Source organism: Sandaracinus amylolyticus (genome assembly GCF_000737325.1).
In the GTDB taxonomy this organism is placed as follows: Bacteria; Myxococcota_A; Polyangia; order Polyangiales; family Sandaracinaceae; genus Sandaracinus; species Sandaracinus amylolyticus.
In genome coordinates this window covers 3,823,807-3,841,735 of record NZ_CP011125.1, presented here as the reverse complement: position 1 = coordinate 3,841,735, position 17,929 = coordinate 3,823,807, and the positions used below count along the sequence as shown (strand labels likewise).

At 71.8% G+C, this 17,929-nt stretch carries 19 protein-coding genes and 2 tRNA genes; 7 read left to right on the top strand and 14 right to left on the bottom strand.

Features of this window, described 5'->3' with window-relative positions:
- Positions 1–2: 2 nt before the first annotated feature.
- The 6 genes from DB32_RS16400 to DB32_RS16375 all read right to left on the bottom strand — a co-directional run bounded on the left by DB32_RS16400 (position 3) and on the right by DB32_RS16375 (position 5,896).
- Positions 3–1,166, bottom strand: coding sequence for an FAD-dependent oxidoreductase (locus DB32_RS16400; protein WP_053233399.1), 1,164 nt, complete (start codon positions 1,164–1,166; stop codon positions 3–5).
- Entirely contained in the window at positions 1,159–1,731 is a 573-nt protein-coding gene (locus DB32_RS16395; RefSeq protein ID WP_053233398.1) for an isoprenylcysteine carboxyl methyltransferase family protein, read from the bottom strand. Before DB32_RS16395 ends, DB32_RS16400 begins: the two co-directional genes overlap by 8 nt.
- Before the next feature lie 19 nt (positions 1,732–1,750).
- A complete protein-coding gene (locus DB32_RS16390) occupies positions 1,751–2,803 on the bottom strand; it encodes a type III polyketide synthase (protein WP_240481213.1) in 1,053 nt (350 codons plus the stop codon).
- A gap of 206 nt (positions 2,804–3,009) precedes the next feature.
- Entirely contained in the window at positions 3,010–3,804 is a 795-nt protein-coding gene (locus tag DB32_RS16385) for a family 1 encapsulin nanocompartment shell protein (RefSeq protein WP_053233397.1), read from the bottom strand.
- Positions 3,801–4,196 (bottom strand): encapsulin-associated ferritin-like protein, encoded by a 396-nt coding sequence (locus DB32_RS16380; RefSeq protein ID WP_053233396.1) that lies wholly within the window; start codon positions 4,194–4,196, stop codon positions 3,801–3,803. Before DB32_RS16380 ends, DB32_RS16385 begins: the two co-directional genes overlap by 4 nt.
- Before the next feature lie 59 nt (positions 4,197–4,255).
- On the bottom strand, positions 4,256–5,896 hold the full coding sequence (locus DB32_RS16375; RefSeq protein WP_157069093.1) for a phytoene desaturase family protein: 1,641 nt from the start codon (positions 5,894–5,896) through the stop codon (positions 4,256–4,258).
- Between the two features lie 8 nt (positions 5,897–5,904).
- On the opposite strand from DB32_RS16375, the gene DB32_RS16370 reads away from it, so the two are divergent.
- From DB32_RS16370 to DB32_RS16350, 5 genes are all read left to right on the top strand, one after another.
- On the top strand, positions 5,905–6,477 hold the full coding sequence (locus tag DB32_RS16370) for a nuclear transport factor 2 family protein (RefSeq protein WP_240481212.1): 573 nt from the start codon (positions 5,905–5,907) through the stop codon (positions 6,475–6,477).
- On the top strand, positions 6,477–7,589 hold the full coding sequence (locus tag DB32_RS16365) for a THUMP domain-containing class I SAM-dependent RNA methyltransferase (RefSeq protein WP_053233393.1): 1,113 nt from the start codon (positions 6,477–6,479) through the stop codon (positions 7,587–7,589). Before DB32_RS16370 ends, DB32_RS16365 begins: the two co-directional genes overlap by 1 nt.
- 100 nt (positions 7,590–7,689) lie before the next feature.
- A complete protein-coding gene (locus DB32_RS16360) occupies positions 7,690–8,226 on the top strand; it encodes a hypothetical protein (RefSeq protein WP_053233392.1) in 537 nt (178 codons plus the stop codon).
- Positions 8,223–9,491: a saccharopine dehydrogenase family protein gene (locus DB32_RS16355; RefSeq protein ID WP_053233391.1), complete on the top strand. Its 1,269-nt coding sequence runs from the start codon at positions 8,223–8,225 to the stop codon at positions 9,489–9,491. Before DB32_RS16360 ends, DB32_RS16355 begins: the two co-directional genes overlap by 4 nt.
- Positions 9,492–9,872: 381 nt before the next feature.
- The gene (locus tag DB32_RS16350) at positions 9,873–10,886 is read left to right on the top strand and encodes a WecB/TagA/CpsF family glycosyltransferase (protein ID WP_053233390.1); all 1,014 of its coding nucleotides are present in this window, start codon (positions 9,873–9,875) and stop codon (positions 10,884–10,886) included.
- Here the strand turns inward: DB32_RS16350 and DB32_RS16345 are convergent, their stop codons facing one another.
- The 7 genes from DB32_RS16345 to DB32_RS16315 form a co-directional block, all read right to left on the bottom strand.
- The gene (locus DB32_RS16345) at positions 10,887–11,498 is read right to left on the bottom strand and encodes a YbhB/YbcL family Raf kinase inhibitor-like protein (protein ID WP_083457419.1); all 612 of its coding nucleotides are present in this window, start codon (positions 11,496–11,498) and stop codon (positions 10,887–10,889) included. It lies immediately after the preceding gene.
- A 67-nt stretch (positions 11,499–11,565) separates the two neighbouring features.
- A complete protein-coding gene (locus DB32_RS16340) occupies positions 11,566–12,084 on the bottom strand; it encodes a hypothetical protein (RefSeq protein WP_053233389.1) in 519 nt (172 codons plus the stop codon).
- Positions 12,085–12,167: 83 nt separating this feature from the next.
- Positions 12,168–12,241 (bottom strand) — tRNA-Met (locus DB32_RS16335).
- Between the two features lie 30 nt (positions 12,242–12,271).
- A tRNA-Met gene (locus DB32_RS16330) sits at positions 12,272–12,345 on the bottom strand.
- Between the two features lie 21 nt (positions 12,346–12,366).
- Positions 12,367–13,419, bottom strand: coding sequence for a pseudouridine synthase (locus DB32_RS16325; RefSeq protein ID WP_075097535.1), 1,053 nt, complete (start codon positions 13,417–13,419; stop codon positions 12,367–12,369).
- A gap of 10 nt (positions 13,420–13,429) precedes the next feature.
- Complete coding sequence (locus DB32_RS16320) at positions 13,430–14,128, bottom strand: hypothetical protein (RefSeq protein ID WP_053233388.1); 699 nt, start codon at positions 14,126–14,128, stop codon at positions 13,430–13,432.
- Entirely contained in the window at positions 14,125–14,901 is a 777-nt protein-coding gene (locus DB32_RS16315) for a hypothetical protein (RefSeq protein WP_053233387.1), read from the bottom strand. The genes DB32_RS16320 and DB32_RS16315 overlap by 4 nt, the downstream gene beginning before the upstream one ends.
- A 202-nt stretch (positions 14,902–15,103) precedes the next feature.
- On the opposite strand from DB32_RS16315, the gene DB32_RS16310 reads away from it, so the two are divergent.
- Both DB32_RS16310 and lepA read left to right on the top strand, forming a co-directional pair.
- Complete coding sequence (locus DB32_RS16310) at positions 15,104–15,295, top strand: ribbon-helix-helix domain-containing protein (RefSeq protein WP_053233386.1); 192 nt, start codon at positions 15,104–15,106, stop codon at positions 15,293–15,295.
- 70 nt (positions 15,296–15,365) lie between these two features.
- Entirely contained in the window at positions 15,366–17,171 is a 1,806-nt protein-coding gene (lepA, locus tag DB32_RS16305; protein ID WP_053233385.1) for a translation elongation factor 4, read from the top strand.
- Here lepA and DB32_RS16300 read toward each other — a convergent pair whose 3' ends face one another.
- Positions 17,172–17,903: a tetratricopeptide repeat protein gene (locus tag DB32_RS16300; RefSeq protein WP_053233384.1), complete on the bottom strand. Its 732-nt coding sequence runs from the start codon at positions 17,901–17,903 to the stop codon at positions 17,172–17,174.
- Positions 17,904–17,929: the final 26 nt, after the last annotated feature.

The window sequence follows — 17,929 nt, the reverse complement described above, 5'->3', positions numbered from 1 at the left end:
CGTCAGACCCCGGCTTCGAGGCCGCGCATCGTGAACGCGCGGGCGAGCACCGATGCGACGGGCTGCAGCAGGAGCGCCGCGACGACGCGATCGCGATCGACGGCGCGCGCGGTCGGGCGTCCGAGCCACATGTTGAGCTCGGCGCGTCGGGTCGCGGCGCGCGCGGCGCGCGCTCGGGTGATCGCATCGGCGGCGAGCACGCTCGTGGGATCGTCGCCGCGTGCGAGCGCGCCCGAGAGCGCGTCGGCGAGCGTCGCGACGCCGCGCCATCCGAGGTTCATGCCCTGCCCTCCGATCGGACTGACGACGTGCGCGGCGTCGCCTGCGAGCGCGACGCGACCGCGCGCGAGCTCGGTCGCGAGCGCACGCTCGGCGCGGAACGCGCTCGGAGCGCGCGCTTCGTTGCGCGGGAGGCGATGTCCGGTACGGCGTGCGACGGTGTCCGCGATCTCTTCGATCGTGACGTCGCCCTGCCCTTCGGCGTCGCGACGGATGACCCAGCGCCGCCACTGGCGCGGCAGCGGGAACGACTCCACGAGCCCGCCGGCGCCGAGGAAGATCGCGGCGTCGTCCCCGAAGCGCGTGGTGTCGGGGAAGTCGGCCATCGCGTACGCGCCCTCGTAGGTGAGCCCGAGCGAGGCGATCGAGGACGCGACGCGCGTCGCGCTGCGGCGGCCGTCGCACCCGATGATCGCAGCGGCGTCGATCGTGCGCGTGCCGTGATCGTCGCGGACGACGAGCTCGACGCCGTGCTCGTGCGGCGCGATCGACACGAGCTCCACGCCGCGCTGGAGCGCGCCCGGCGCGCGCGTCTCGAGCGCGTCGGCGAGGATCGACTCGGTGTCCTCCTGGGCGATCGTGAGCACGTACGGGTGCGCGCCCGGACAGCTCGCGAAGCTGACCGTGCCGATCTCGCCCGACGCGCCGAACGCGTGGCCGCGCCGCACCCGAACGCCGCGCGCGAGGAACGCGGGCCCGAGCCCGAGCGCGTCGAGCAGCTCGAGCGAGGGCGGGTGCACGCCGATCGATCGCGATCCGGGGCGCGGCTCGCGTCGCTTCTCGAGCACCAACGGACGCACGCCGCGCGCGAGCAGACAGAGCGCGGCGAAGAGCCCGACCGGGCCTGCGCCCACGACGACGACGGGTCGATCGGTTCGTTCAGGCATGGGCCCCCGGGATGAAGCGCGGACGATCGCGATGGACGGTCTCGTACGAGGCGTCGGCGCGCAGCGCGGCCTCTTCGGCGCGGATGCGCGCGCGCAGGAGGATCGCGTTCGCGATCGAGAACACGATCGACGTGAGCCACGCGCCGTGCACGAGCGGCAGCGCCGCGATCTCGAGCACGACGCCGAGGTAGTTCGGGTGCCGCACGTGCGCGAGCACGCCGTGCGAGATCGCGACCTCGCCGGGCACGGTGATCACCTTCACGGTCCAGCGCGGACCGAGCGCGCGCATCGCGGCGATGCGCAGCGCCTGCCCGGCGAGGAACACGACGAACGCGAGGGCCGCGAGCCACGTCGGGGCGACGCGATCGAGCGCCCACACCTCGACGATCATCGAGGCGAGCCATCCCGCGTGGATGGCGCGCATCCACGGCATCTGCTCGGGCGCGTGCTCGCGCCCTCCCGCGGCGCGCAACGCGGCCTCGTGACACGCGCTGCGCCGCACCTCCCAGAGCCTCTGTGTCGCGACCAGCGCGACGAGGATCGTGAACGCCACCCGCGAGCTCATCGCGTCCCCCTCGCTCGGATCACCAGCGCAGCAACACCATCTCCGCGCAGAACGCGGGGCCCATCGCCATCAGCACGCCGTGCGCGCCCGGCGCGGGCGCGGCGCGACGATGCTCGTCGAGGAGACAGAGGACCGACGCCGACGAAAGGTTACCGACCTCCGCGAGGCTGCGTCGCGTCGGCTCGAGCGCGTCGGGCGCGAGCTCGAGGCTCTGCTCGAGCGCGTCGATGACCTTCGGCCCACCGGGATGCATCACCCAGCGCTCGACGTCGCGACGCGAGAGCCCGTACTCCGCGAGGAAACCGTCCATCGCGGGCCGCACGTGCGCGGCGACGACCTTCGGCACGTCGGGGCTGAGCACGACCTTGAAGCCCGCGTCGACGACGTCCCAGCCCATCACGCGCTCGGTGTCCGGGAAGAACGCGGAGCGGCTCGCGAGCACCGTCGGTCGCGGCGCGCGGTCGGCGAGCGGATGGTGCGCGCCGACGAGCAGCACCGCGGCCGCGCCGTCGCCGAAGAGCCCGGTCGAGACGAGGTTCGCGACCGAGATGTCGTCGAGCTGGAACGTGAGCGAGCAGAGCTCGACGGAGACGAGCATCGCCGCTTCTTCGGGGTACGCGCGCAGGTACTCCGCTACCCGCGCGAGCCCCGCCGCGCCGCCGAGGCACCCGAGCCCGAAGAGCGGCAGCCGCTTCAGGCTCGGATCGAACGGCAGCCGGTTCATGAGGCGCGCGTCGATCGACGGCACCGCGATGCCGGTCACGGTCGTCGTTGCGAGCATCGAGACGTCGCTCGCCTGCAGGCCCGCTTCGTCGAGCGCGCGCTGCACGACCTCCTCGGCGAGCTCCATCGCGACCTCGAGCCACGCGTCGTTGCGCTCCTTGAGGCCGTGCAGCGAGCCGTAGCGCTCGGCGGGCAGCGCGAGACAGCGCTGCTCGACGCCGACGCGCGCGAAGAAGCGCTGGAGCGCTCCGTCGCGCAGCATGCCCTCGGGCAACACGCGCTGCGCGGCGTCGGCGAGCTCGGCCTGCGTGTAGCGATGGCGCGGGAACGCGATGGCCGTCGACGCCACGGAGGGCGCGAGCCGCGCTCGCATCGCGCGCGGACGTTCGCTGGGGCGTCTCTCGATCGGCAGGTTCATCTTCGTGTACCCCCGCGCGCTGAAGAGCAGCGAACGTGCCGCGCGTTGGGCTGACGATCTGCGGAGCTTTCGCGTGAAGCTCGTGAGCGCTCGCGTCACGACGGGACGAATCGCGCCGTGCGCCCGCTCGCGCGGGGTCAGGTGCGACGCAGCGGCACCGCCGCGCTCGTCTCGAGCGCGCGGAACGTGAGCGACTCGGTGAGGTACAAGCGCACGCGGCTCTGGTCGTGCGACGCGTACCCGATCGACAGATCCTGTCCGACGGTGAGCTCGAAGTCGCCGCCGCGCATCGACACGAGCGCGCCGTGCTCGAGCGCCGGCGCCCACACGATGCGATCGACGAGCGGCTCGACGCGACTGCGGATCGGATAGCCATCCTCCGCCGCGGCCTGGTTCTCGTCGTAGAGCCTCGGCCCGAGCACGAGCGCGTACGGGCCGTCGACGCCGGCGCGCCGGAGCGCCTCCTTCGCCTCGACCACCGCGAAGGGCAGCTCGCGGGCGTGCGCGAGCGACACCGGCGCGTGCTCGCTCGCCTCGATCAGGCCGCGGATCCCTGCGGCCGCGTAGCCGTTGAACACCGCGTGATCCTCGGCCCGCGCGATGCGCGCGGCCGCTTCGATCAGCGGCTTGAAGTCGAGATCGTCCGCGCCGCGCGACGCATCGTCGAGCTCGTCGATCGGCAGGTCGAAGTACGCGCGCAGCTCGACGAGCGGCAGCACGACGCGCACGCGCGCGCTCACGTCGTCGAGCGGCGCGTCGACGGTCGAGAGGCGCCCGGTGTTCACCGCGCCCTTCTCCCATCCGAGCGGGCCCTTGAAGTCGACGACCTTGCGCGCGGCGAGGTGCAGGTTGAGCACGCGACGCGCCTCGGCGTCGATCTGCGCCCACGCCTCCGGCGTGATCGGCGCCAGCTCTCGCTTCAGCAGGTTCATCGTCCCGCTCCCGCCCGAAGGCTTCCGATGCCCAGCGATCCCGACGCGTCCGTCGTCGCGCTCGGCTCGCGGGGCGCCTCGCCTCCGCCGTGCGCGCTCTGCGCCTCGACCTCGGTGATCGCGCCCTGCGAGAAGAGGTACGTGCGCGCGTTCTCGTCGAACTTCGGGAAGCGGCGACGGATCCACTCGAGCACCATCATCGCGTGCTCGATCTCCTCGTCGCGGTTGTGCGCGAGGATCGCGGCGAGGTCTGCGTCGCTCGTCGCGTCGACTCGTTGTTGGTACCAGTCGACCGCCTCCAGCTCCTCCATCAGCGAGGAGATCGCGCGGTGTAGATCGCGCGTGGGCGCGGTGAGCTCTTCGAGCGGCTCGTGATAGTTCTCGCTGGACACGCTGTGTTCCGACTCCGGCGTCGCATCTGGGCACCGTCGCGCGACGCCACAATGCGTTCTCAGGACGCCGCGCGCGCGACCTCGTCGATCGACGCGGGCCCGATCCGGATCGAGGGCCCACCGGTGGGCAGCAGATCGTCGAACGTGCATCCGAGCGCGGTGCGCGCGGCGACGAGCCCCGAGATGGTCGCGCCCATCACGCCGTGCGAGAGCGTGCTCGCGCCGCAGCAGAGCAGGCCTCCGATCGGCGTGGTGATCGGCCACGCGAACGGGCCGATCTGATCGCGCGTCTTCGCGGTGCCGTACATGTTCCCGAAGCTCGCGGCGACGTAGAACTCGTTGGTCAGCGGCGTGCCGAGCTCGACGAAGGTCGCGTGCTGCGTGAGCCCGGGCGCGACGCGCTCCACCGCGGCGAGCATGCGCGCGGTGAGCTCGCGCTTGCGCGCCTCGTAGCTCTCGGGACGCGCGTCGTGCTGCGTCGAGGCCCAGGTCGAGAACGCGTCGTAGCCGATCAGCGTGAACCCCTCGAGCGTGTGCTGCTCGCGCCGCGTCTGCGGGTCGCGATATCGCTTCGAGGGATCCTTCAGCGTGGTCGCGCTGAGGAAGAGGAACGGCACGTCTCCGAGCTCGCAGCCCCACGGCTCGAGCCCACGTCGATAGATGCCGTCGACGTCGTCGTCCTCGAACCACCACACGTTCGCCGAGCTCAGCCCGAAGCGACGCGGATCGACGTCGACCGCGAGGAACAGCGAGATCGCCGACGTCGAGTACCCCGTGCGCGCGAGCTTGCGACGAAGCCGTGCCGGGACGTGCTCCGGCGCGAGCAGCCGCCCGAACGTGACGTGCGGATCGGCATTGCTGATCACGAGCGGCGCGCGGATCTCGTGACCGTCCGCGAGGCGCACGCCGATCGCGCGGCCGTGCTCGACGAGGATGCGATCGACCGCGGTGCGCACGCGGATCGATCCGCCGGCGCGCGAGAGCGCCTTGATGAACGCGCGCGGGAGCGACGCCGCGCCGCCCTCCGGGTAGTACCCACCATCGGCGTAGTGACCGAACACCGCCGCGTGCAGGGGTGCCGGTGCGAGCGAAGGCGGCAGCCCGTGATCGCCCGACTGCGCCGCGAGGATCGCGCGCAGCATCGGGTCCTCGACGTGCGCATCGATCAGCGACTTCGCGGAGCGCATCGCCCAGCGCGCGAGCGTCGGCGCCCGCAGCGGGAGGGTCAGCGCGTCGAGCGGTCCATCGAGATCGAGCAGCGTCGCGAGCCCCGCGCCGATCTTCGACGTGGTCTCGACGTAGCGCGCGATGCCCTCGCGCTCCTGCGGGAAGCGCGCGCTCAGACGATCGACGAGCGCCTCGCGTCCCGCGGGGATCGCGAAGCGCTCGCGCGGCCCGACGCGGACCTCGTCGTATCCCTCGGGATCGAGCTCGTGGAACGCGAGATCACCGCCGAGCCCGAGCCCTTCGTAGATGCGGCGCGCCATCTTCCCCGGCGCGAGCTCACCGATGTAGTGCACGCCGGGGCTCCAGCGGAACCCGCCGAGCGGGAACGAGTGGCACCATCCGCCCGGCAGGTAGTGCTGCTCGAGCACGAGCACGCGCCGGCCCGCCTGCGCGAGCGCGACCGCCGCCGCGAGCCCTCCCGCGCCCGAGCCGATCACCACCACGTCGGCGTCCACCGGAGCTGCTGCGGCCATTCTCGACGATGCATAAGCCCACGCCGCGCGATCACATGACGCGCGCGTGGTACGAAGCGCGCCTCATGCGATCGCTCCTCGTGCTCTCCGTCCTCGTGCTCGGCGCGTGCGCGTCGTGCCCCCGTCCGGTCGTCCACGACGCGAGCGCCGACGAGCGCGCGGCGATCGACGCGGTGATGGACGACTGGCACGACGCGGCCGCGAGCTCCGACGAGGCGCGCTACTTCGCGCACCTCACCGACGACGCGATCTTCCTGGGGACCGACGCGACGGAGCGCTGGAATCCTCAGCAGTTCCGGGAGTATGCGCATCCCGCGTTCGAAGCGGGACGAGGGTGGCGCATGCGCGCCGTGCGCCGCGACGTGCTCGTGCGCGGCGACGTCGCGTGGCTCGACGAGGATCTCGAGACGGTGAACCTCGGCCCCGCGCGCGGCAGCGCGGTGCTGCTGCGAGGCGAGGACGGGCGCTGGCGCATCGCGCACTACGACCTCGCGATCACGGTGCCGAACGAGCGCTTCGCCGAGGTGCGCGACCTGCTGCGCGCGCCCGCGCCCGAGCAGCCTTCGAGCGCGGAGCCCTGATGCAGCTCGCGATCTTCGTCGCGTGCGCGCCCGGGCTCGAGCCGCTGCTCGCGGAGGAGATGCGCGCGCTCGGTTGCGAGCCGCACGTCGAGCGCGGTGGCGTCGAGACGAGCGGCGATCGCGACACGCTCGCGACGCTGCTCGTCGAGCTCGGCCTCGCGAGCCACGTGCTTGTGCGCGTCGCGTCGTTCCACGCGAAGGATCTCGATCGCATCGAGCAGCACGTCGCGCGGCTGCCGTGGTCGGGATGGCTGCGACGCGACGTGCCGCGCCGGGTGCGCGCGACGGCGCAGCGTTCGCGTGTGTTCCACACCGGCGCGATCACCGAGCGCGTGGAGCGCGCGATCCGAGCACGCCTCGGCGACGATCCGAAGGGCGGCGACGAGATCCCGATCGTCGTCCGGCTCTTCGAGGATCGCTGCACGATCTCGATCGACGCGTCGGGCGACGCGCTGCACCGCCGCGGGTATCGGCTCGATCCACATCGCGCGCCGCTGCGCGAGGACCTCGCGCGCGCGCTGGTGATCGCGTCGGGCTGGGACGGGGTGAGCCTCCTCGTCGATCCGATGTGCGGCTCGGGCACGATCGCGATCGAGGCGGCGCGCATCGCGATGGGTCACGCGCCCGGCCTCGAGCGCGGCTTCGCGATGGAGCGCACCGCGCTCGACGATGGTGTGGCGCTGGCGCAGGCACGAGAGCGCGCGCGATCGCGGCTGCGTCCGAGCGTCGCCACCATCGTCGCGCGTGATCGCGATGCGAAGGCGATCGACGCGGCGCGCGCGAACGCCGAGCGCGCGGGCGTGCTCGATGCGATCACGTTCGAGGTCGGCGCGCTCTCGACGGCCGCGTCTGCGATCGGTCCGGGCGTCACGCGCGGCGCGACCCCGCGCGTCGTCACGAACCCGCCGTGGGGCGAGCGGCTCGGCCCGGGGCCCGATCTGCGCGCGCTGCACCGCGGCCTCGGTCAGCTGCGGCGCGCGCTCGGCGACGACGTACGGCTCACGATCGCAGCCCACGATCGCAAGCTCGCGTACGCGACGGGATTGCCGCTGAAGAGCGCGTTCCTCACCGATCTCGGCGGGCTCAAGGTCCAGGCGATGGTCGAGGGCTGATCGCACGCCGCCGCACGTGCGCGCACGGCGACAGAGCGCCTGAAACTCGCGGAAATTGGACGATCCGGGGCGGCACGGGGCGTGAGTACGCGCGCCTCCGATGCGCTCGGATCCCTCCTCCATCCGGAACACCCACTGGCTCGGCGCCGCCGCGATGGCGGTGCCCGCGCTCGTCTTCGGCGTCATCGCGGTGGTGCTCACGATCGCAGCGCTGCTCGACCTGCTCGCGCATCATCCGCCGCCGCTCGTCGAGGTCGTGATCGCGCTCGGTGCGACGTCTCTCGCGAGCGCGATGTTCGCGCTCTTCGCGATCGACGCGCTGCGGAGCGCCGCGAGCCTCTCGCGCATCCTCGCCCGCGGCATCCCGATGCGCGCCGAGCTCGTGCGGATCGGCCGCAGCGCCGGTCGCGTGAACCGGCGCCGCACGTTCCGCATCACGCTCCGTCTGCATCCCGAGGGCGCTCCGACGCGCGAGATCGTCGTCACGTGGATCCTCGGCGCGGGCCGCACGCGCGATCACCACGAGCGCTGGGTCTGCGCGCTGGTCGATCCCGAGCGCCTCGATCGCGCGATCGTCGACTGGGACGGCAGAGGGCTCGACCTCGCGCGCGCGTCGTGCTCCGCTCCGCGGCCATGACCGCGACCCTTCCACGCACCCGCGATCGCTCCCGCGAGCACGACATCGTCCTCTTCGGCGCGACGGGCTTCACCGGCGCGCTCGTCGCCGAGCACCTCGCGCGCCACCACGGCGACACCGACGTGCGCATCGCGCTCGCGGGCCGCGATCGCGCGAAGCTCGAGCGCGTGCGCGCCTCGCTTCGCGACGTGCATCCGAAGGCGGGCGACTGGCCGATCCTCGTCGCCGACGCGAACGACGAAGCCGCGCTGTCGAACGTCGCGTCGCGCGCGGAGGTCGTGTGCACCACCGTCGGCCCCTACGCGAAGTACGGCGAGAAGCTCGTCGCCGCGTGCGTGCGCCACGGCACCGACTACTGCGATCTCACGGGCGAGGTGCAGTTCATCCGTCGCATGATCGAGCGGCACCACGACGAAGCGGTGCGCACCGGCGCGCGCATCGTGCACTGCTGCGGGTTCGACTCGATCCCCTCGGATCTCGGCACGCTCATGCTGCAGGACGCGATGCGCGCGCAGCACGGCGGGCACCTCGACGAGGTGCGCTTCTTCGCCGGCGAGTCACGCGGCGCGCCGAGCGGCGGGACGATCGCGAGCATGCTGAACATCCTCGACGAAGTCGCGCGCGATCGCTCGGTGCTGCGCATCGTGGGCGATCCGTACGCGCTCGTACCACGCGAGGCGCGCGGGCGCGACGGCTCCGATCAGCGCGGCGTGCGCTTCGATCGCGAGCTCGGCATGTGGACCGGGCCCTTCGTGATGGCCGCGATCAACACGCGCGTCGTGCGGCGCAGCAACTACCTGCTCGACTTCGCGTACGGCCGCGACTTCCGCTACTCCGAGGCGATGAGCACCGGCCGCGGCGCGAAGGGCGCGATCTTCGCGAGCGCGATGACCGCGGGGCTCGGCGCGTTCGTGGCCGCGGCGAGCGTGAAGCCGATCCGCCGCGTCCTCGAGAACCGCGTGCTGCCGAAGCCCGGTGAGGGACCGGATCGCGAGGCGCGCGAGCGCGGCTACTTCGTCGTCCGGCTGATCGGCAGAGGACGCGCGGCCGACGGGCGCGAGGTCACGCTGCGTGGGCGCGTCGAGGGCAAGGCCGATCCCGGCTACGGCGAGACCGCGAAGATGCTCTCCGAGGCGGCGCTCTGCCTCGCGCTCGACGGCGCGCAGCTCGACGCGCCGGGCGGCATCCGCACGCCCGCGAGCACGATGGGCATGCGGCTCGTCGAGCGACTGCGCCGCGCAGGCATGGTGTTCCGCGTCGAGTGAGCGCGCCGGCGGGCGCGTCCGGGCGCGCGTGACATCGGCGATGCCGCGGTGTGCCCGCGGGGAAACACCCTCCTGCGGGCGAGCGCCACGTGCGCGCGCGGCCGCGCTCGCCCGCCGATGCGGGCGCGCACGTCGCGTGGTGACGCGCTCGGACGTCGCGAGTGAGGCGCACCACGCCGCCGTCGTGGCGTTCTGGACGCCTCGGGCGCGGAACCGGTGCGGCGCGCGAGCCGTCGCGACACGGGGGACCTTCGGCGCGAACACTGCACTGGGTCGCGGCACCCAGCAGCGCTGTTCCACGTCCACCCGATCTCCAGACCGGATCTCGCGCTCGCTCGCTCGCGACGCGCCGGGATCCGGCTCGCCAGGAGGAGCCACGACATGCGCTTGTTGCCGCGTGCAACGCTGACTTCCGTCCTACGAGGCGCCAGCCCGATCGTCGGCAGCCGCGCCGACGACGGCGCACCGCGCGGATGGATCTCGCCGATCGAAGCGCGCGCCCTGCTCGGCATCGAGTACGTCGATCTCGTCGAAGCGGAGCGCACATACCTCGCGAGCCCCGAGCGCTCGTGGTGGAGCGACACGAAGGTCGTCGCGCGCGCCGCGCTCGCGAACGCGCTCGTGCCCGAGCGCGAGCTCGTCTTCGAGCGCAGGCCGCACCTCGTGTCGGCGTGCGTCGACAACCTCACGGTCGACGAGGCGCTGCACGCCATCGTCGACGCGCCGCGCGCCGATCGCGCGCGCATCGTGCACTTCGCGCACGCGCACCTGCTCAATCTCGCCTACGAGGACGACGCGCTCTCCCGCGCGCTGTCGCGCGCAGATCTGGTGCTGCCCGATGGCATCGGCGTGCGCCTCGCCGCGCGCATGCGCGGCGTCGAGCTGCGCCACAACGTGAACGGCACCGACCTCTTCCCGCTCCTGTGTCGGCGCGCGGCAGAGCGAGGCGTGCCGGTCGTGCTCGTGGGCGCGCGCGAGGGGATCGCCGAGCGATGCGCTGCGCGGCTGCGCGCCGACATCCCGGAGATCGACGTGCCCTTCGTCTCGCACGGGTTCCTCGGAGAGGCGGGATCGCGGCACATCGCCGCGCGGGTGCGCGACCTCGGTCGCGCCATCGTCCTCGTCGGCATGGGGAGCCCGCGCCAGGAGCTCTGGGCATGGCGGCACCTCGCGGACGCGGGTGGCGTCACCGTGCTCACCGTGGGCGGCCTCTTCGACATGTTCTCGGGCGCCATCGCGCGCGCGCCCGACGCATGGCGCGAGGTCGGGCTCGAGTGGGCGTGGCGGCTCCTGATGGAGCCGCGACGCATGGCGCGCCGTTACGTGGTCGGCAATCCGCTGTTCCTCGGGCGTGCGCTGGCGACGCGCGGCGCGCTCACGCCCGCGACGACGTGATCAGCGCGCGAACGTCCCGACGAGCCGACCGTACGAGAGCACGTGCGGCGCGATCGCGAAGCGCACGAGCGCGCCGGTCGCGCCGTCGGGCAGCTCGAGGTGATCGACGTCGAGCGCGTAGACGCTGAACACGTAGCGATGCGCGGGACCGGGGGGCGGGCAAGGTCCACCGTAGCCGGGCCCGCCGAAGTCGGTGTGGAGCGCGCGCGCCCCCTCGGGCAACGCGGCGCCGGACTCGATCGACGTCGCGCTCGCGGGGAGATCGACGACGACCCAGTGGAAGAACCCGACGCCGGTCGGCGCATCGGGGTCGTGCACGACGATCGCGTAGCTGCGCGTGCCCTCGGGCGCACCGCTCCAGCGCAGCGAGGGCGAGCGGTTCTCGCCTGTGCATCCGAACCCGGCGAACACCTGCTGCATCGCGAGCGCGCCGTTCGGCTCGAAGTCGTCGCTCTCGACGAGCAGCGTCTCCGGCGCGGAAGGCGCGTCCTGCAGCGGGATCGCGGCGACCGGAGGTGTCGTCGTCGACGAGGTCTGCTGCGCGCCACCACAGCCGGAGGCGAGCGCGATCGCGGAGAGCACCGACAGAAGCCGAGCGATGACGTGTCTCATGCGCCCGACGTTGCGATCGCGCGGCGCGACCGAACAGATGGATTCGTCGATCCACGCGTCGACGCGATCACCAGAAGCGCCACCACGGTCGCTTCGGCGCCTGCGTGCCCGGATCGTTCCCGTCGACGGTCAGCCGCGCGATCTGCGTGCCCGCCGGCAGCGCCTTCACCTGCTGCATCAGCTGCCCCGTGAACGCGAAGTGCGGCACGATCGGCCGCACTTCCACGTTCTCGGGACCGAAGCCCGCGCCGAAGATCGGCGGCACGCGATACGCGAGGCACTCGTCGACGCCGGGGCGCATCCCGAGCCGCGCCTGGCGATCGACGAGCGACGCGCGCAGCCACTCGTCCTGCACCTCGACCCGCTCGAGCGCGCGCTCGACGTCCGCCTCGCTCCCGCCGATCCGCAGCAGCACGCCCTCGGAGAGATCGAGGAGATCGATCGAGCCGTCGCGATCCCGGAGCATCGCGTCGCCCCACGTCGTCACGCGCCAGACCTCGCGCGACGGCCCCACGAGCCATCGCCAGTCCTTCAGGATCTCATCGCTCGAGACGGTGACGCGGGCGAAGTACGCGCGGAACGACAAGCGCGATCTCCTGGTCGAAGAAGAAGATCCCAGAAACGCAGAACGCCGCCCGAGGGGCGGCGTTCTGGACTGCATTCGTTGCTTTGCGGGGGCCGGATTTGAACCGACGACCTTCGGGTTATGAGCCCGACGAGCTACCAGGCTGCTCCACCCCGCGACGGGTGTGTATCGATGCGAGAGAGGTTGATTGCGGGGGCCGGATTTGAACCGACGACCTTCGGGTTATGAGCCCGACGAGCTACCAGGCTGCTCCACCCCGCGTCAGGTGGAGCGCTGTTATAGTCAGCGCCCACGAGGCGTCAAGCGCGATCGCTTGCTCGTCGCGCGCTCGCTCGATGCGCCCTCGTCACCGCGCGCACGCGCGCTCTTCCCGCGACTCGCGCTCGCCGCTCCGCGCTCCCGCTTCGCGCCCTCGTCCGCGCGCGCACGCATCGGTCCTGCGCCGCGCTTCGCGCCGCTCGGCTTCGCTGCCGCCTTGCTCGCACCACCACGCGCGCGCGGCTTCGCCGGCGCCTCGCTCGCGCCACCACGCGCGCGCGGCTTCGCCGGCGCCTCGCGCTCGTCAGGGACGCTCTCGATCGAGCCCGCGCGATCACGCGCGCGGCGCGCCGGCGTGATGTACTGCTTCTTCAGCTTCTCGAGCTCGCGCGCGTCCAGCTCGCGCCACTGGCCCGGCCGCAGCCCTTCCGCGGTCACCCCCGCGAACGACACGCGCGCGAGGCGCAGCACCGGATGCCCGATCGCATCGCCCATGCGGTGGATCTGCCGGTTCTTCCCCTCGTACAGCGTGATCTGGACCCACGTGTTGCGGTCCTCCTCGCGCAGCACGAACACCTCGGCGGGCTTCGTCTTGTGCCCGTCGTCGAGCACCACGCCGTTGCGCAGCCGATCGAGATCCTCGACCTGCACGTGCCCGCGCAGCTTCGCGACGTAGATCTTCGGCACGTCCTTGCGCGGATGGAGCAGCGCGTCCGTGAGCTCGCCGTCGTTCGTCACGAGCAGCACGCCGCTCGTGTGGAAGTCGAGACGCCCGACCGGGTACACGCGCGCGCCGAGCTGCGCGAGGTACTGACCGAGGTGCGGCCGTCCCTCGGGATCGCTCAGCGTGCTCACGACCCCGCGCGGCTTGTGCAGCACGAAGTACGCGGGCTTCTCGAGGACGACGCGCTTGCCGTCGACCTCGATCTTGTCCTTCCGCGGATCGGCGCTGCTGCCGATCTCGGTGACCACGCGCCCGTTCACGCGAACGTGCCCCGACGCGATCAGCCCTTCGGCCGCACGACGGGACGCGACCCCCGCGTGCGCGAGGATCTTCTGGAGTCTCTCTCGAGCCATGTCGCTCTTTTCAGCTCTCGTCCGAGCCCGCGGTCGCCGAGTCGCTCTCGCCGGGAGGCGGCGCGTACTCGTGATCGCGATCCCATCGATCGACGCGCCCGTCGCCGTCGACGTCGGTGCCCATGCGCACCATGCGGCCGTTCTCGAAGTACTCCCAGCGATCGGGGCGCCACGTCTCGGCCGTGCTGCGACCGGCGAGGTCGCGCTCGGTGCGGATCGCCGCGCCGTCGTCGTCGTAGAAGACCTTCGTGTCGACGCGACCGTCGCCGCTCTGATCGATCTCGGTGCGCACGACGCGCCCGTCCTGATAGACGGTGATCGTGTCCATCTGACCGTCGAAGTTGCGATCCGCCTCTTCGCGCAGCGGACGGCCCTCGTCGTTGTAGTAGCGGACGACGTCCTTCGTCCCGTCGCCGTTCAGATCGCTCTCGCGGCAAGAGAGCACGAGGCGCGTGATCGGCGGATCGCCGACCCGTCGGAACACGCGGCGAACGTCGGGCCGCGAGTCGCCGGAGGTGTCGTACTCCGAGACCTCGCGATCGGTGCCGCTCACGTCGCAGCGCCCGCCGTCCTCCGCGGTCGCGCTGCCCGAGGCCGACGACGCGCGCGTGCGGCGCGTGCGGCGTGTGCTCTCGTTGCTGCCGCCGCAGCCCGCGACGACGATGCCCGCGATCGCCGCGGCGATCACCACGAAGCGCGCGCTCGTCACTGCGTTCCTCCGAAGGGCTGCGCGCCCGCGTCGCCCGGCTGCGTGGTGCCCGTGCCCTCCTGAGCCGGCGTCTCGCCACCGCTCGTCGCGGTGTCCGTGGTCGTCGTCGCAGGCGCGGGGGGCGGCGGCGCAGCCGGCTCGTCGACGGCCGCGGCCTCCGAGCCGTCGCACGTCATCGGCGTCTCCGCCTGACCCGCGGCGTCCGCCGGGATGTCCTCGGTCTGATCGGGCTGGCCATCGACGTCGGTGTCGCGACGGATCTGCGTGAGGCGACCGCGCTCGAACACTTCCCAGCGGTCGGGCTGACCGTCGTTGTTCTCGTCGTAGCGCGCCTCGTGCAGCACGCCGTTCTCGAACTCCTCCCACGTGTCGGGGCGTCCGCCGTGGCGCCGATCGCGCTCGCTGCGCGAGAGCAGGTTGCCCTCGCACCAGAGCCAGGTGTCGATCACGTTGTCGAAGTTCGTGTCGAGCTCGCTCCGCACGACCACGCCGTTCTCGAGGTACGAGATCTGGTCGAGGCGCCCGTCGAAATCGAAGTCGTGCTCCTCGCGGATCGGCGTCGAGCCGTCCTCGGCGAAGAAGCGCGTCACGTCGATCATCCCGTCGAAGTTCATGTCGTACTGGGCGCAGCGCTCGACGCCGCCCTCGTACACGTGACGGATGTCCGGGTTCGCGTCGTTGTCCACGTCGACCGCGCGCACCTCGCGGCCCTGCGGGTTGCACTGCTCGCGCACCGCCTGGTCACCGCGGCTGCCGCGCGGTGTGTCTCCCACCGCGGAATTCCCACCACAGCCAGGGCCCGCCAGGGCGAGCGTGAGCGAGACCGTCGCGCCCACTACCGCGCGGCGCCCAAAGCGAATCGGTCGCATTCGCCGCGGAGCATACGCGTGCGGCCCCTACCCCCGCAACCGAGCCCCGGACCGCCCGTTGACCGTACGTGGCGTGCCATGTAGCTTCATGACAACGGACGGGCGAATGGCGCGCAAGAAAGTAAGCACGACGATCTACATCACGCCCGACCAGAACGAGCGGCTCAAGCTGCTGCACGAGCGCACCAAGGTGCCCGTCGCGGTCTACATCCGCGAAGGCATCGACATGGTCCTGGAGAAGCACTCGCACAATCTCCCGGGCCAGCTGACGCTCGACTCGCCGCCCAAGAAGCGCTGAGCCAGCTCATCCCGCGGCAGGCGCGGCACTTGCGAGTAGCGCCACTCGCAGCCACACCTTGCGGCCATCCATGCCCGTCCCCGTCGAGCGCATCCGCAACTTCTCGATCATCGCGCACATCGATCACGGCAAGAGCACGCTCGCCGATCGACTGCTCGAGTACACCGGTGCGCTCTCCGATCGTGAGAAGCAGGACCAGTTCCTCGACAACATGGAGCTGGAGCGCGAGCGCGGGATCACGATCAAGGCGCAGTCGGTGCGCCTCAATTACAAGGCGGACGACGGGCTCGACTACGAGCTCAACCTGATCGACACGCCCGGGCACGTCGACTTCAACTACGAGGTCTCGCGCTCGCTCGCCGCGTGCGAGGGCGCGCTGCTCGTGGTCGACGCGTCGCAGGGCGTCGAGGCCCAGACGCTCGCGAACGTCTACCTCGCGCTCGAGAACAACCTCGAGATCATCCCGGTCTTCAACAAGATCGACCTGCCCGGCGCCGACATCGATCGCGTGAAGCGCGAGGTCGAAGAGGTCATCGGGCTCGACTGCAGCGACGCCGTCCCCGCCAGCGCCAAGGAGGGGATCGGCATGCGCGAGATCCTCGAGGCGGTGGTGAAGCGCGTGCCGCCGCCGAAGACGGCGGGCGAGGACGCGCCGCTGCGCGCGCTGCTCGTCGACAGCTGGTACGACGCGTACCGGGGCGCGATGGCGCTCATCCGCGTGGTGGACGGGACGATCCGCCCCGGGATGAAGATCAAGATGATGGCCACGAAGGCCGAGTACGAGGTCACCGAGCTCGGCGTGTTCGCGCCGTTCGCGCGGTCGATCGCGGAGCTCGGGCCCGGCGAGGCCGGTTTCTTCGCTGCGAGCATCAAGACGGTCCGCGACTGCAAGGTCGGCGACACGATCACCGAGATGCGCCGTCAGGCGTCGGAGCGACTGCCCGGCTTCCGCGAAGTGAAGCCGATGGTCTTCTGCGGCATCTTCCCGACCGAGCCGAACGAGTACCCGAACCTGCGCGAGGCGCTCGAGAAGCTGCAGCTCAACGACAGCGCGCTCTCGTGGGAGCCCGAGACCAGCGAGGCGCTCGGCTTCGGCTTCCGCTGCGGCTTCCTCGGCATGCTGCACATGGACATCGTCCAGGAGCGGCTCGAGCGCGAGTACGACCTCGACCTGATCACGACGGCGCCGAGCGTCGTCTATCACGTGCACCTGACCGACGGGACGATGACGCCGGTGGAGAACCCGTCGCGCCTGCCCGACCCGGTGAAGATCGACCACATCGAAGAGCCGTACTTCAAGGTGTCGATCCACGTGCCGTCGACCTACGTCGGCGCGGTGCTGAAGCTCTGCGAGGAGCGTCGCGGCGTCCAGAAGGCGATCCAGTACGCGTCGCAGGATCGCGTGATCATCGTCTACGAGCTGCCGCTCGGCGAAGTGCTCTTCGACTTCTTCGACAAGCTGAAGAGCGCGACGAAGGGCTACGCGTCGATGGACTACGAGCTCGCCGGATATCGCGAGTCGCCGCTGGTGCGCGTCGACATGCTGATCAACGGCGACAAGGTCGACGCGCTGAGCGCGATCGTGCACCGCGAGAAGGCGCAGTGGCTCGGGCGTGGCCTCGCGGAGAAGCTGCGCGGGATCGTGCCGCGCCAGCAGTACGAGGTCGCGATCCAGGCCGCGATCGGCGGCAAGATCATCGCGCGCGAGACGGTGCGCGCGATGCGCAAGGACGTGACCGCGAAGTGCTACGGCGGTGACATCTCGCGCAAGCGCAAGCTGCTCGAGAAGCAGAAGGAAGGAAAGAAGCGGATGAAGGCGGTCGGATCCGTCGACATCCCGCAGGAAGCCTTCCACGCGATCCTGAAGGTCGAGTGATCAGCGGCACGTGAGCGCGCGATCGCGCTCGATCGCGCGTGCGAGCGGATCGCGGTCGAGCGTCTGCGGCGCGCTGCGCACGGCCGCTGCGGCGCCCTCGAAGTCGCGTGCGTCGGCGTCCGCGTCGCCGCGGGCTCGTGAGGCCCAGGCGCGGCGATAGAGCACGTACGCGCGCAGCAGGCCCGGCGCGGTCGCGAGCGCGCGCCCGTAGTGCGCGAGCGCGGTGATGGCGTCACCGCGATCGAGCGCATGATCGCCGAGCCGCGCCCACGCGAACGGCGCGAACGCGCCGCGCGGTGCGAGCGCGAGCATGCGCTCCAGCGTGCGCTCGGCGGCGAGGACGCGTCCATCGTCGCTCTGCACCGCGGCGAGCGTGAAGAGCGCGAGCTCGCTCTCCTGCTCGGCGAGGAGCTCGAGCAGGTCGGTCTCGGCGCGATGCCGGATCCACATCGCGCGCGCGGGCGAGCTCGCGAAGCGCGCGGTCTCGCGCCACGCCTCCGCCGCGTAGACGCTGCGCGACGCGCGCGACGTGCTGGTCGGTGTCGCCGGCGCATCGCGCATCGTGGTGCGCTCCATGCGCTCCACGTCGCGCCCGACGTGCGCGAGCATGCGCTGGCTCGGCGAGGCCCATCGCAGATCGTCGCTCGCGACGTACGACGGCGTGCACTGCGCCCGTGCGACGCACGGCAGCGCGAAGAGCGTCGCGACGGTCAGCACCACGACGAGCCGCATGCCCCGAGTGTGCCCGAGCGCGACGT